Consider the following 14,905-nt stretch of genomic DNA (forward strand, 5'->3'; position numbering starts at 1 on the left):
GGGAGTATAGACAGACTATAAGGAACCATGCTGTTGAACTTATCTCACACTATTAGAGCGATATTTATCGCTCTTTCACTTATTTCGTTTTCTGTATTCGCTTTACAGCCTCCGACTAAAGCGCAATTAGAACGCTATAAACAGCAAGGTACTTTACAAGAGAGAATTAGCAAAGCCAAAGGCTTTGCTAATGACCAAGTAAACCCTAATTTATTACAGTCAAAACACGCTAGCATTGGCCAAAGTAATACCAAGAATATAGGCGCTGCCACAAGTATTACTCCTTGGAAAAATGGTTTTGGTAGTAGCGGCACCCAGAAAACTTTTACGTTACTATTAGCTTTTTCAGATGCATTACCTCCTGAACATCAATCTGCTGATGTGATTTATAATCATATCTACGGCGATGGCGACCCTGATCGTTTTCCTAATGAGAGTTTAACAAACTTCTATTACCGTTCATCTTATGAACAACTTGAAATTACTGGTGAAGTACTCGATTGGTATATTACCCCTTACACTCGCGATGAAGTTACAGGTGAGGCCGATGTTATCAAAGAAGCCCTGCGTTATTATGAACAGCAAGGTGTCGACTTTAGCCAATATGATAATGATAACGATGGCATTATTGACTATTTTTCTGTTATTTGGACCGGTGAAGTTGGTGAGTGGGCAAGTCAATGGTGGGGTCATCAAACCAAAATTTACGATGACAGCTTTATTTTATCAGGCAAAACTCTAGCTACCTATTCATGGCAATGGCTAAGTCATAACAATGCTACTGATGACTTTGATCCTCAAGTATTAATTCACGAAACAGGTCATGCCTTAGGCTTACCTGATTATTACGATTACGACAGCTCAGTAGGGGCTCCTATCGAGTTTCCTGTCTCAGATATGATGCGTAATAACTTAGGTGATCATAATGCTTTTTCAAAATTTTTACTCGGTTGGATTGAGCCAACATTTATCGGCACAGGCCAACAGAGTATTAGCTTAAAACCGTCAAGCACAAGCAAAGATGCCTTAATGATAATGCCGGGGTTAACTGCAGAAAATGCCTTAAGTGAGTACTTTGTTGTTCAGCACCGTGATAAACAAGGCAACGATAAGCATATGTCTGGTGAAGGGCTACTTATTTGGCACGTTGATGCCAATATTAAATACAACAACTTTGAATTTGATAACAGCTACACTGCGCATAATTTAATTCGATTATTGTCTGCTGATGAATTTGACTATTACCAACCTGGCCATGAACTGACCTCTTTATCAACACCAAGCAGCCAAGGCTATAAAACAAGTAACTCAGCTGTAGAGATAACGGCTATTGAAAAAAGCGCTAACATCATTAATTTATCTGCCGCGATTGTTAATACGCCTTTGGTTAGTTTATCAGGCATAAAAAACTTAGAAGCATTAAGCGAAAACAATACCATTACTGCAAATATTGATTCTACTGAACCTATCACTAACGTAAAATTTTTCATTAATGGTCAATTAATCGAAGAAGACACACAAGCTCCTTATCAAATGGACTTTAGCAAAGCAGATATCAGCGTTAGTACTGTTGATATTCTCGTTGAAGCATATACAGCAACGGCAAAAGGCAGCGCGAGTATTTCAGCATTAAACCTTCAATATAATGAGGGATTAGTGGTGGTCAATTTAGCAACTGACACAAGCTTATCTTCAGTGTTAGAGCGCTTCACTATACCAACATTAAGCTTAAATGATATTCCCATGGTTTCACCAACTAATACACCAGCAATGTTTATTAGTGCTCACAATACTCAGCCATTATCAGATGAGCAATTTAGCCGCTTAACCAACTATGTGAACGCTGGTGGCCACCTCTATTTTGAAAATAGTGAATGGTTTTGGAACAGAGACTTACATAACCAGCAATGGCAAAATTTTGGTATTGAGGCGACCTGGCAGTTTTCACAAAATGTCGCCACAATATATGGCGCTGAAAATTCAATTGTTAGCGGCGTAACTATGTCAACTCCTGACAGCTATTTCATTTTCCATGAGCTGGTTCATAGCGATAATAACCCTACCAATAATAGTTTATGGTTTATTCAACGTGCTAATACTTTTGATATTAGTAATACAGTAACTAAAACCATTGCACAGGCTAATGTTATGGTGAGTACAGGCATGTTTGCTTGGCTACCTACGCACTTACAAGTTAAAGTAATGAGTCAGTATTTAGCCTATTTTGAAGTAGACAATAGCATTGAACCTGTTTCTATTACTATTGCTAATATTGACGGTAGTATTCAAACTGAGCGCCATACAGATATTACCTTTTCGATCGAACGATCATACGATAATGGCGAAGAGTCAGTTGTTAATTTAGATGTTGTGTCAGAAAATGCCGTAATTGGCCAAGATTACATAGCGCTAACACAAAACCAAGTTACGTTTTTAGCGGGCGAGTTAATAAAAAGTGTCACACTGACTATTCAAGATGACTTTTTAGCTGATGGCGACAAAGCGTTATATTTATCGATTTCAGGCCAAGATGTTATCAGCGAAGATACTGAAAAAACGAATGCCTACCTTTTCATTCAAGATAATGAATTTCGAGGTAAAGTACAGTTTAGTCAAAGCAACACCTCAATTAATGAAGACGATGGAACCTATGAATTTACCGTTGAGCGTATTGACGGTGTAGATGATGAAATAACCTTTAGCATAGCAACCCATGATGGCAGTGCTATTGAGGGACAGGATTACCACGGCATTAATGAAGAAATAATAATGCCAGCTAATTTTGCATCACACACCTTCGTGTTAACGCTTATCGACAACAGTATTTATGAAGCCAATAAAAACTTCACCATATCATTAACCAGTGAGCACTTAGTTGGCGAGGAACAAAACTTGGCGGTAACTATAGTGAATGACGACGATCAACCAATAGCAACAAAGCCAGCAAGCACTCAAAGCAGCTCCTCAGGTGGCTCAAGCAACATCGCCTACTTATTATTAATAATGCTCATCTATAGACAGCGCACATTATTGAAAACCTGGCTTCGCTGTTAATGCTACATTAACAATCAGGCAAATAAAAAGGGAAATAGTAACCACTATTTCCCTTTTCTCTATGTAAGGCGGGTTTAGGGGGCAATAGCAAGTTTATTGCACATAAATCCAACGCAGTTAGTAATAAAAATAATCACTTGGGATAAATTTATTATCCCGAGTTCAGCTTAAATATTACTGCGTACCACCAATAGTCATTTCATCAATTTTTAAACTAGGTTGACCAACGCCCACAGGAACGCTTTGACCATCTTTACCACAAATACCAACACCTGCGTCTAATTTTAAATCATTACCGACCATGCTGACTTTTTTCATTGCTTCAGGACCACTACCAATTAAGGTTGCCCCTTTTACTGGTGAGGTAATTTCACCATTTTCAATTAAATAAGCTTCAGAGCTAGTAAAGACAAATTTACCTGATGTAATATCCACCTGACCACCAGCGAAGTTTGGTGCGTAAATGCCTTTTTTAACCGACTTAATAATATCTGCTGGATCTGACTCACCTGCCAACATATACGTATTAGTCATACGTGGCATAGGTAAATGAGCATAAGACTCTCGACGACCATTACCCGTAGGTTTTACTCCCATGAGTGATGCGTTATGCTTATCTTGCATGTAACCTTTTAAAATGCCCTTCTCAATCAGCATATTATATTGCGCAGGCGTGCCTTCATCATCAATCGTTAATGAGCCTCGACGATTAGCTAAGGTGCCATCATCAACAATAGTACATAATTCAGAAGCAACCTGTTGACCTACTTTACCAGAAAAAGCAGATGACCCTTTACGGTTGAAGTCTCCTTCTAAACCATGCCCAACTGCTTCATGTAACAATACACCTGGCCAGCCAGCTCCTAGAACGACAGGAAAGCTGCCTGCTGGCGCATCAATGGCCACTAAATTAACTAATGCTTGGCGTACCGCTTCTTCAGCGTAAGCTAAATATCGAGCTTTGTTGTTTTCTACTTCAAAAAAATAACTGTAATCGGTTCTGGCACCACCGCCTGCACTAGCACGCTCGCGCTTACCATTAGCTTCTACCAATACGGAACAATTTAAACGTACTAACGGGCGAATATCGGTACCATAAGTACCGTCGGTTGCAACAACTAGTACCTCTTCATAAACCCCAGATAAGCTGGCGATAACTTGAGTTACTCGGCTATCAACTTGACGAGCATGGGCTTCTACTTCGTGCAATAAACTAATTTTTTGCTCTTGGGTTAAACTACCTAGCGGTTCGACTGATTGGTACATTTTTATTGGTGATTGGCGCGAAAAAGCTTTAACACTTGCTCCTTGGCCACTATCAGCAATGCCTTTTGCAGCATCAGCAGCTTTTTGCAAAGCCAGCGGAGAAATATCATCAGAGTAAGCAAAACCAGTTTTCTCACCCGAAATAGCTCGTACACCAACACCGCGCTCAATATTATAAGAGCCTTCTTTAACAATACCGTCTTCTAGCACCCAGGATTCATGCTGGCTTGATTGAAAATAAAAATCAGCAAAATCAACTTGTCGCCCCATCATGCTAGCTAAGGTATTGGTTAGTATTTCATCATCAATTTTACTATTAGCTAATAAGGCTTGTTCAACATTATTCATTAGGTATTAACTCGACTTGTATGCTTATTATGTATTTCACCTGAGCTCGGCTTAACAAATTTTTCTCTAGCTGCTACTTTTCCTAATTTCTTCGTTAAATTTACTTGCAATAGGCCAGCTATTGACGCGAAATTTGTCTTGCTTATCATATGAAAAGAAGAAAAGCTATTAAGCTAGAGATTCAGAAAAATAATTTTTGCTGATATTTCAATTTGTTAAATATCTATTAAACCGAGTTCAGGTTATTTAGGTAACTATCTTTATGCCTTTTTACGTGTTCTTTATCCGCTATAGACTTACTTTACAGTGTGTTTATTAGTTTGCACGCATCACTTTGATAAGGGCGACTTTAATGGCATGCGTTGACGAATATCAGCAAGGTGCGCTGGATCATATACTGCACTAATAAAGCCCTCTCCCTGCGCTAAGCAAGTAAGAATATCACCCCATGGACTAATAATCATTGAATGTCCCCATGTTTTTCTACCATTTTCATGAGTACCTTCTTGCCCTGCTGCAATAATATACATTTGATTTTCTATTGCCCTTGCTTGTAATAAGGTTTGCCAATGTGCTTCACCCGTGACTTGAGTAAAAGCACTCGGTACCGTAATCACGTTGGCACCTTGTTGACTTAATTTTTGAAATAACTGAGGAAAGCGCAAATCAAAACAAACCGTTAAACCAATATTTACTAAGGGAGTTTTAACAATACTAATATTACTATCGTTAATAGCTCCGGCTTGGGTATAACGCGACTCGCAATAGCTTTGCGTATTATCAGTTACTTCTACATCAAATAAATGAATTTTATCATATTGCCCAAGCTGTTCACCTAGTGGTGAGAAAACACAGCTACTGTTGGTAAACTTATCATTTTTAGAGCCCAATATTGGAATAGTGCCAGCCACCAAGTACACTTGAAATTGTTTAGCTAACTTTGCTAATTGCTGATGTAAATACTGATTATCGGCAGTTTTTTGCGCTAAATTGAGCTGTTCGCTATCTTTAGCGCCAAACAGTAAACAACATTCAGGCAGTACTACAATATGTTGGTGATTTTGTGAGTCAGAAGCTAATTGCTGCTCAGTTAACTGGCTCAGCTGCTTAGCAATACTTTGTAAGTTAATCTCAACATCAGTACACGATGATAACTGTATTGCCGAGAGTAATACTTGGCTATTGGGTTGATCTTGCATAGTAGAGGTATTAACCATTCAGTTTCTCAGTGCTAAGACTATTAGCCTCTTGCTGTTGTTTATTTTTCTGTAGCGATTTATCGTGAAGTGGTGATTTATACTGTTTTAAATGCGGTGCTTCATTATTTGGTAAGTTTATATTGTGCTGGTTTTCCAATTGCTGCTTATCATTTGGTGGAGTACTGTTACCTTGATAATCAGCGGTATCAACCATATCCGCTTTATCACCGCCAACACTGACATCTTTCATTTTACGATCAATCATTTTAAAGTCAGGCTCATTAACCGTTCCTGTTAATGCAAAATTAAACTCTGACACTACTTGCGACTTAATGACTTGGTCTATAGCAACCCCTGCCAAAAAGGTCACGGGGTTTAACGTTACAATCCACGCCATAACGGGCAAACTTGAACTCAAGTTCGGCTTATATGACATATTATAGTTTAGCTCGCCGTTAATTAAGTGAGTGTTTCCTGTCATTAACAGATTACCCGCAGTGCCATCCATTTGGGTATTATTGGTATATAACACGCCTTCTCTCACCTGATAGTCACCTTTAATGCTGCTATAAAACATACCGTCACTAAATATATCTCGAAAATCTAACGTCAGTTTTCTCACCAAAGATTGTAAACTTAACACAGAAAAAATACGGGCTTTGTCTGGTACATCGGCTAAATAGCCATCATCTAGTTTTGCCTGAAACTTACCATTAAGCTGTGCTAAGTCAAATTGATGAACCCCGCCTTGCCAATCTAAATTAAACTCCATTTTACCGCCGCTATCACGAATAATAGAGTCGTACCCCAACGCGCTTAGTTCGTGTTCAACACTATTTATAGCCATTTCACCTACAATAGTGGTTTGTGAAATATCGCTATTTTTAAGCCATGTTAAGGCGAAGTTTATATTGGCTTGCTCTCGTTTAGCAGTAAAATCAGGTATTTTCAGCACATCACCATCACGCTCAAGCGTAAAGTCAACTTTGCCTAAATTAAGCAACCCTATTTGACAACGATCACAGTGCAGCTTAATCGGCGGCATATTAGCAAAAACACCATCATCATAATGCTCATCGTCAAAAGAGTTTTCGATCGTTGCTAAGCTGCCAGCAACAGTAGCAATATCACTTAGGTTCTCATTCTTTGGCTGTTGGTTAAGGTGAATAAACTCAGCATTTACTTCAATACCTTGTTCAAGCCAATCAGGATAAAATTTCACTTGGCTGCGTGTTTCTTTGGCATTTAGCTGTAATAGCCACCAATCTTGTTTATCTAAGAGGTTAAAACTTACGTTATGTAATTTTTGTCCTAAAACATCAAGCTCTGCAACGGTACCTCTAATACGCTCAGGAGCTGATAGTAGGGGTTGGTAGTTTGCTGATGGGTCTCTTTTATTATCATTAATACTATTAAGAACATCACTAATAAAAGGTTGCCAGCTTGCAATATCGGCTTGATCTAACTTAGTGGTAATATGAAAGCCATCCATAGGTAACAACATAGTATCGTCACCTACCACTAGGTGTGCACGAGAAAAAGCGCTAGTGTCGTGATCTAGAACCCCAAAAAAGCTAAGTTGTTCATTATAATCGACTGCGATTTGTGACTTGTCTAATTGTCCACTCACCTGAGCAGTAAAGTTTTTGGTAGTGGTCAGATTTTTATGGTAAGGGGCAGGTAAATCAAGCGCCGTGTTAGTCAAATCTGATTTCAGATTGAAGTCATATGAAAAGCCCCCTTGATTGTGCTGATGGAGCGATAACTTCCCCTGCCAGTCTATATCACCACTTAGATATTTCGTGAGTGATTCAGGTATATGCTGTTGCCATGCTTTGGGTTGCCAGTGTGCCGACAGCATGATATCAGTATCATAATAATCAGGCTTATTTGCACCTGTCACCGCAATATTCAGCGGTAGATCTTGCCATGTTAATGATAATGCTTCGGTATTAATTTTATCGTTAACAAAAGTTAACTGGCCAACAATATTGTGCAGTGATATTTCTGGTGCGGCGAGCTTCATACTATTATTTGAAAAGTTAATTAAGCCACTTGCAACAACGTCATCCAGTGCATTTAACGGTAACATTAACTCAAACTGTCCTGAAATATCACCACTAACTCCAAGATAGCTTAAGGCACTACCAACACTATCTTTTAAGGGGCTCTGCGTAATTAGCTGGTTAACATGCTTTGCGGCAACTGAACTAATAGGTGCATCTACCGTAAGCACTTGCTTGTGGGCTAAATCATTAATGCCAACTTTAACGCCTTCTACATCAAGCCCACTTAGGCTTCCTTCTCTTCCTGTAATTAACATAGCATTATTAGTGAAATTTAAATTGGCGGCAAAGTTAGTTATTGCTGGCCATTGCTCGGCAAATTTAAAAGTACTATTTGTTAACTCGGCATCAACGACAAAAATTCCGCTACCGTCTGTGTATGGAAAACTTTTTAAAGGCCCATTAAGTAAAACTTGTGCCTGTGTTAACTGCCCAGCAATAATAGCGTTATTCAAGTAACTAACGAGATCCTCGCTCATGATTGATAATGGTAAGTACTTACCTACCATACCGGCATCACCATCACTAACATTAGCTAATAAAGCCATAGTGACACCCTCATTTTGAGGAGCGGTAACACGCACTTGTGCTGAAAGATTAATCGCACTAGAAACAAAGTCCAATTGATTAACCTGTAATGACCAACCTACATCACTAAAGTCGATATTAGCCTGTGCCGTTAACGTTTTATAAGGGAAAGGAGCAACAAAATGCTCCGCAAAATCTAAAGAACCTTGCTCTGCTAATAGGTTTACTGTCAAATAATTATCAACAAAACTTAAATCACCTGAAACATTATCAAGCCCTGGAATACCTTGACTAAAATGATTAGAGACGCCAGAAAAATCGCTATAAAGCGAAAGCCCTCCTTGGGAGTACTTTATAAAAACATCGTCTAAACTACCGACTAAAGCTAACTTCTCTAATAAGGCATGTTGATTTTTATCTTGTAAAAATAAGGGAGGTAAATGACTAAATAGCGCTAAATCAATACTTGAAAGGTGTGCACTAAAACTATCTCCTTGTTTCGCGAGGTTTATTTTTATCTCTTGCGTTACCTCGTCATTGATATGCATAACAAGCGGTGTGCTGAATAAGTCGAAATGATCTTTTGTTGAGCCTCTACTCAATAATAGCTGCCCTTTTTCAAAGGTCAGAGTTTTATCGCCTGTTTCAAGCAACCAACTGATAGTGCTATCGCCTAACTCAACCTGTAAACTGTTTAACGTACTACGTTCTACGTTAAGCCAAGCAGAAAAGTTAATATCTGTTGCTGCTTTTTCACCTTCTAATGCTAATACTTTGTTTAACCATGGCGTAATATCAATATGATTCGCTTGTAAATACAGCGGCCCCGTTAAATTATTAATATTATCACCTTGCAAGTTAACCTTTACTTGTAAGTTATTACTACTTAAGCCATTAACTACCACCGTACCTTCAGCCTGGTGACGATCATCTTCATTTGACCAATTAAGTTTATTAATATGAAAATGGCGGTCTTTTTTATCGTCTCGAACAATAATTTGACTATTACGTAAAGAGAATTGGTTAATACGATTTAGAAAAAGGTTCGCTATGATTTCAAAATTATGATTACTTGCATCAGCAGAAGAGCTTTCTTGCAACAATTTCTGGTCAAAAACAGCATGAGCACCCGACAATACTAAATTATCGGAAATGAGTCGCCCTGTAGTAACCGAACGCCAAAAATCAATTTGCACAGCTAACTCTGTAATTTTAAATTGTGCTTGCTCACTATCAAGTACAATTACATCGCCAACTAATAAGGTAGGGCCTACTCCTTGCCAAGTCATTGCTAACGAACCGATCGTTAGCTTAGTTTGGTTTTGATTGTTAATATAATTTTGAAAGTCCTCTTTGTAATGAGGGACATAGGGAAGGAATAAACGAAAAGCACTGATCAACACAGCCACTAATACCACCAAAACGGCAACGGCTTTATAAAGTCGGTTTAACCAACGGTTGGATGTGCGAGCAATACTCATGAAACGGTGTACTTTCCTCTAATTTTTTCTGTATTGTGGATAATCACAACATCTAATAGCATTATAACCTCATATCGCTACATCATCACGACATCAAATTGTTCTTGATTATACATGGTTTCTGCTTTTACTGTGATTTGCTTACCAATAAATACTTCGACTTCACCTAAATTATGACATTCATCGTTAGCTAAAAATTCACAAACAGCATTTGATGCATAAACAATAAACTTATCTGCATCGTGAGCACGGTTTACCCGTACAATTTCACGCAATATTTCAAAGCAAACCGTTTCAACCGTTTTTAAATTACCGCGTCCTGTACAAACGGGACACTCACCACAAAGTATATGCTCTAAACTTTCGCGAGTGCGTTTACGGGTCATTTCTACTAACCCTAATGAAGAAAAGCCATGAATACTATATTTGACATTATCTTTGCTCATAGCCATGTCTAGGCTGTGTAGTACTCGTCGTTTATGATCTTCATCGTGCATATCAATAAAATCGACAATAATAATGCCGCCTAAATTTCTCAGTCGCAATTGACGCGCAATCGCTTGTGTTGCTTCAACATTGGTACTAAAAATAGTGTCTTCTAAATTGCGGTGCCCAACAAAAGCCCCAGTATTAATATCAATAGTGGTCATGGCTTCGGTTTGATCAATGATTAAATAACCACCTGATTTTAATTCTATTTTTCTATGTAAAGCACGTTGAATTTCTCGCTCAACAGAAAACAAATCAAAGATAGGGCGTTCGCCTGGGTAGTATTCTAATAGCGGTGTTAACTCTGGAACGAATTCTTTAGTAAAGACGACAAGTTGATCAAAAGTAAGTTTAGAATCAATACGAATACGTTCTAACTCAATACCAACAAAGTCTCTTAAGACGCGTAGCGATAATGACAAGTCTTGATATAAAGGCAACTTCATTTGCTTACGTTTTTTACGTTCAAGTACCTTTTGCCATACACGACGAAGAAACTCGGCATCGTGTTTTAATTCCAATTCACCTGCCCCTTCACCAGCAGTACGTACAATAAACCCTTGTTTATCATCACAATAAGGACTAACAACCGACTTTAAACGCTTACGTTCATTCGCATCTTCAATGCGTTGAGAAATACCTGCATGACTAGCATTTGGCATTAACACTAAATAACGGGAGGCAATAGTAATATCTGTTGTTAAACGTGCGCCTTTAGTACCCAGAGGATCTTTCACCACTTGTACCATAAGTTGCTGGCCTTCATGAACAAGCGCCCTAATATCAGGCACTTGATCAGTCTCTTCATTTAAAATCAGCTTGGAGTTAATATCGGAAGCATGTAAAAATGCAGCTTTATCAAGGTTAATATCAACAAAAGCGGCTTGCATACCTGGTAAAACACGAATGACTTTACCTAAATAAATATTACCAACAATCCCTCGTTTGGCTTCTCGTTCTATATGAACTTCCTGCAAAGAGCCATTTTCAATAAGCGCTACGCGAGTTTCACTCGGGGTGATATTAATTAATAATTCTGCGCTCATGAATATCCTTTATTGCTCGTTGAAGGTAATGAGATTATCTGTAAACTTAAACTGCACTTGCTTTATAGGTATACGTTATCATTGCTTTAAATCTATATTAACTATACCAGTTATCGAGCAAGCTTTACCTAATAACCTGTAGCTAGTTTTGTTGTATTGCTGAAGGTAACCCCATTGTTTTTAATAATTCAGCAGTTTCGTACAAAGGCAAACCAACCACTGCTGAATAACTTCCGGTCATTGAAGTAACAAACTGCCCTCCAATACCTTGAATTGCATAGCTTCCCGCTTTATCTTGTGGCTCACCTGTATGCCAATAAGCCGTCATCTCGGCAACACTTAGTACTTTGAACTGTACGTCGGTTGTTACTAATTTCGTTACAATTTTATCCGCAGTAACAACGGCAATAGCCGTTAATACTTGATGTTTTTTACCTGACAACAAAGATAATGTATAAATACAGTCAGCTAAATCAGCAGGCTTACCAAGAATTGCATTATTGATAACCACACAAGTATCTGAGCCTAAAACCAGACTTTGTGCTTGCGTAAATGATGACAACGTTGAGAAGACAGCTTTCGCTTTTTCAGTAGCTAGCCTCACTACATAGTCAGCTGCTTGTTCAGATTGTTGTACCGATTCATCAATATCACTTATCTGTATTGCAAATTGATAGCCTAGCTGCGCTAACAGTTGCTGTCGCCTTGGTGACTGTGACGCTAAAACAAGCTTTTTATCTGTCATAATTTCTAATCTATTAAACTAATGTTCTACTATTTAATCTTAAAGTGGCGACGTACTCGGCGTAATAATAAAAATACCCAAGGCCATAAAATAATACTGGTAATAACGGGGTATAAGTAACTCGGCAAAAACACCGCATCACTTAAAAAGCGCTGTAACCAAAAAACAATTAAGTGATAAAGAGCCGCCAATACACCAATAATTAAAGCCTGTTGCCACACTGAAAAGTTTCGAATTTTTTGAAAGTTAACCACAACAATATACATAGTTAATGCCATGGCTGCCGCGTGAATTCCTAATGTAGACCCTAGCAATACATCAAGTAAGAACCCCATCAACCATGCGGTAATAATGTTAATTTTACTCGGTAACGCTAAACACCAATAAACTAAAACAATCAAAACCCAATCAGGACGAAAAGCATCGAATGCTAGTGGCATTGGCATAATGCTAGCCATCAATGCGACCAACAAACTAAAAATAATAATAATGCCGTTATGAGAAAACATTAAGACTTATCACCTGTTACATTAGATTTTTTTGGTGCAAAAATACTGGTAGCTTTATCTTCCGATAGTAATAGTAAGTAACGTAAGCGATCTATTTTCGCTACAGGTTCACTATAAATTGTCGCAAACTCGCCTGATTCATCCGCTTTCACATAAATAACTTTAGCAACAGGGTAACCTTCAGGGTACTTTCCTCCTAAACCTGAAGTTACCAGTAAATCGCCTACTTGAATGTCAGCACTATGAGGTACAAAATTATGAACAAGTCGGTCTATTCTGCCACTACCTGAAGCGGTCAACCGGATACCATTACGCTGAACTCGAATAGGTACAGCAACGGTAAGATCTGTAATTAAAATAACGCGTGAACTGTGTGCGCCAACTAATAAAACCTGCCCAACAATGCCTTCTTCATCAAGTACTGGTTGCCCTTCATAGACACCATCCTCAGCACCTCGGTTAATCACAACTTGGTGGCTATATGGGTCACTATCTACAGATAAAATTGTAGCAACCATTCTTTTTATTTCGCTGCGAATAGGAGAAGACAACAATAAACGTAGGCGCTCGTTCTCTTGCTTAATAATAGCGAGTTGCTTTTTCTGCTCGCTAAAAAGCAATTCTTTTTCTTGATACGCTTGGTTTTCAGCCATCAATTGTTGGCGAGTGACTAAGTTATCTGCTGCCCATGTAATCATTTGTTTAGGTGCGTTAGCCATAAACTGCAGTGGACTAACTAACGACTGCAAATAACCACGTACCGTATCAAAACTCGCCATTTTATGATCAAAAAATATCAAGGCAATAGAACAACAAAGCACCAAGACAAGTCGGTGCTGAGGAGAGGGTCCATGTTTAAAAATTGGATTCATAGAATAAAATTAATAGCTAAGCAATACATCTATTATCAGTATTACTCATACGAGAATAAGTCGCCGCCGTGCATATCAATCATTTCAAGGGCTTTACCACCGCCACGTGCTACACAAGTCAATGGGTCTTCAGCAACAACTACTGGAATACCGGTTTCTTCCATTAATAAACGATCAAGATCTTTTAATAATGCGCCACCACCTGTTAACACCATGCCTCGTTCAGAAATATCTGACGCTAATTCTGGTGGTGACTGCTCTAATGCCACCATAATAGCGCTAACAATGCCTGATAATGGCTCTTGTAAAGCTTCAAGAATTTCATTGCTGTTAAGAGTGAAACTACGAGGAACACCTTCTGCAAGGTTGCGACCACGCACTTCTATTTCAATTAACTCTTCACCTGGATAAGCAGAGCCAATTTCATGCTTAATTCTTTCAGCCGTAGCTTCACCAATCAGGCTACCAAAGTTACGACGAACGTAATTGATAATAGCTTCATCAAATTTATCGCCGCCAATACGTACCGACGATGAATAAACCACACCATTTAATGAAATAATACCAACTTCGGTAGTACCACCACCGATATCAACAACCATAGAGCCAGTAGCTTCTGATACAGGCATACCTGCACCAATTGCAGCCGCCATTGGCTCATCAATTAAATACACTTCACGAGCACCAGCGCCTAAGGCTGATTCACGAATAGCTCGACGCTCAACCTGCGTTGAACCACAAGGAACACAAACTAAAACACGTGGACTAGGACGTAAAAAGTTATTACTGTGCACTTGTTTAATGAAATGCTGTAACATTTTTTCAGTGACAAAAAAATTAGCAATAACACCATCTTTCATCGGACGAATTGCTTCGATATTGCCAGGCGTTCTACCTAACATCTGCTTTGCTGCAGTACCGACTGCTGCAACACTTTTTGACCCACCGGAGCGGTCTTGTCGAATAGCAACAACTGAAGGTTCGTTTAAAACAATACCTTGATCTTTAACATAAATAAGGGTGTTAGCGGTTCCTAAATCGATAGAAAGATCGTTAGAAAACATACCGCGCAATTTTTTAAACATAGCGTTCAAATGTCCTATAAAAAATGGAGAGTTAATTTGACCGAAAAATTATTCTTATACAGATCAGTCAATCATACCTTAGTCTTACGATAATGTGTTGCTTTTTTACAGAAAAATAGCTAAGAAACATCACTTTTTTTAAAACATATTAACGAACCAAAATCACTGATGATTTGTCAAAAGTTAACGCGCCTAAATACAAATTTAGGCTACAGTA

The 14,905-nt window shown here is 38.5% G+C and carries 9 protein-coding genes; 1 reads left to right on the plus strand and 8 read right to left on the minus strand.

What is annotated here, in order from left to right; genetic code table 11:
- Positions 1-33 precede the first annotated feature (33 nt).
- Positions 34-3,054: a M6 family metalloprotease domain-containing protein gene (locus tag ABD005_RS02425; RefSeq protein ID WP_343814563.1), complete on the plus strand. Its 3,021-nt coding sequence runs from the start codon at positions 34-36 to the stop codon at positions 3,052-3,054.
- A gap of 174 nt (positions 3,055-3,228) precedes the next feature.
- Here ABD005_RS02425 and tldD read toward each other — a convergent pair whose 3' ends face one another.
- From tldD to ABD005_RS02465, 8 genes are all read right to left on the minus strand, one after another.
- On the minus strand, positions 3,229-4,668 hold the full coding sequence (tldD, locus tag ABD005_RS02430) for a metalloprotease TldD (RefSeq protein WP_215979499.1): 1,440 nt from the start codon (positions 4,666-4,668) through the stop codon (positions 3,229-3,231).
- A gap of 329 nt (positions 4,669-4,997) precedes the next feature.
- A complete protein-coding gene (locus ABD005_RS02435; protein ID WP_343814565.1) occupies positions 4,998-5,885 on the minus strand; it encodes a carbon-nitrogen hydrolase family protein in 888 nt (295 codons plus the stop codon).
- Positions 5,878-9,942: a YhdP family protein gene (locus ABD005_RS02440; RefSeq protein ID WP_343814567.1), complete on the minus strand. Its 4,065-nt coding sequence runs from the start codon at positions 9,940-9,942 to the stop codon at positions 5,878-5,880. The genes ABD005_RS02435 and ABD005_RS02440 overlap by 8 nt, the downstream gene beginning before the upstream one ends.
- 77 nt (positions 9,943-10,019) lie before the next feature.
- The gene (gene rng / locus ABD005_RS02445) at positions 10,020-11,477 is read right to left on the minus strand and encodes a ribonuclease G (protein WP_215978411.1); all 1,458 of its coding nucleotides are present in this window, start codon (positions 11,475-11,477) and stop codon (positions 10,020-10,022) included.
- Positions 11,478-11,619: 142 nt separating this feature from the next.
- The gene (locus ABD005_RS02450; protein ID WP_343814570.1) at positions 11,620-12,222 is read right to left on the minus strand and encodes a Maf family protein; all 603 of its coding nucleotides are present in this window, start codon (positions 12,220-12,222) and stop codon (positions 11,620-11,622) included.
- A 29-nt stretch (positions 12,223-12,251) separates the two neighbouring features.
- Complete coding sequence (mreD, locus tag ABD005_RS02455) at positions 12,252-12,731, minus strand: rod shape-determining protein MreD (protein WP_343814572.1); 480 nt, start codon at positions 12,729-12,731, stop codon at positions 12,252-12,254.
- Positions 12,731-13,603 carry a rod shape-determining protein MreC gene (mreC, locus tag ABD005_RS02460; protein ID WP_215978408.1) on the minus strand — a complete coding sequence of 291 codons (873 nt, stop codon included), beginning with the start codon at positions 13,601-13,603 and terminating at the stop codon, positions 12,731-12,733. The genes mreD and mreC overlap by 1 nt, the downstream gene beginning before the upstream one ends.
- Positions 13,604-13,644: 41 nt before the next feature.
- On the minus strand, positions 13,645-14,688 hold the full coding sequence (locus ABD005_RS02465; protein ID WP_215978407.1) for a rod shape-determining protein: 1,044 nt from the start codon (positions 14,686-14,688) through the stop codon (positions 13,645-13,647).
- Positions 14,689-14,905: the final 217 nt, after the last annotated feature.

This window comes from Colwellia asteriadis (genome assembly GCF_039523295.1).
Classification (GTDB): Bacteria; Pseudomonadota; Gammaproteobacteria; order Enterobacterales; family Alteromonadaceae; genus Colwellia; species Colwellia asteriadis.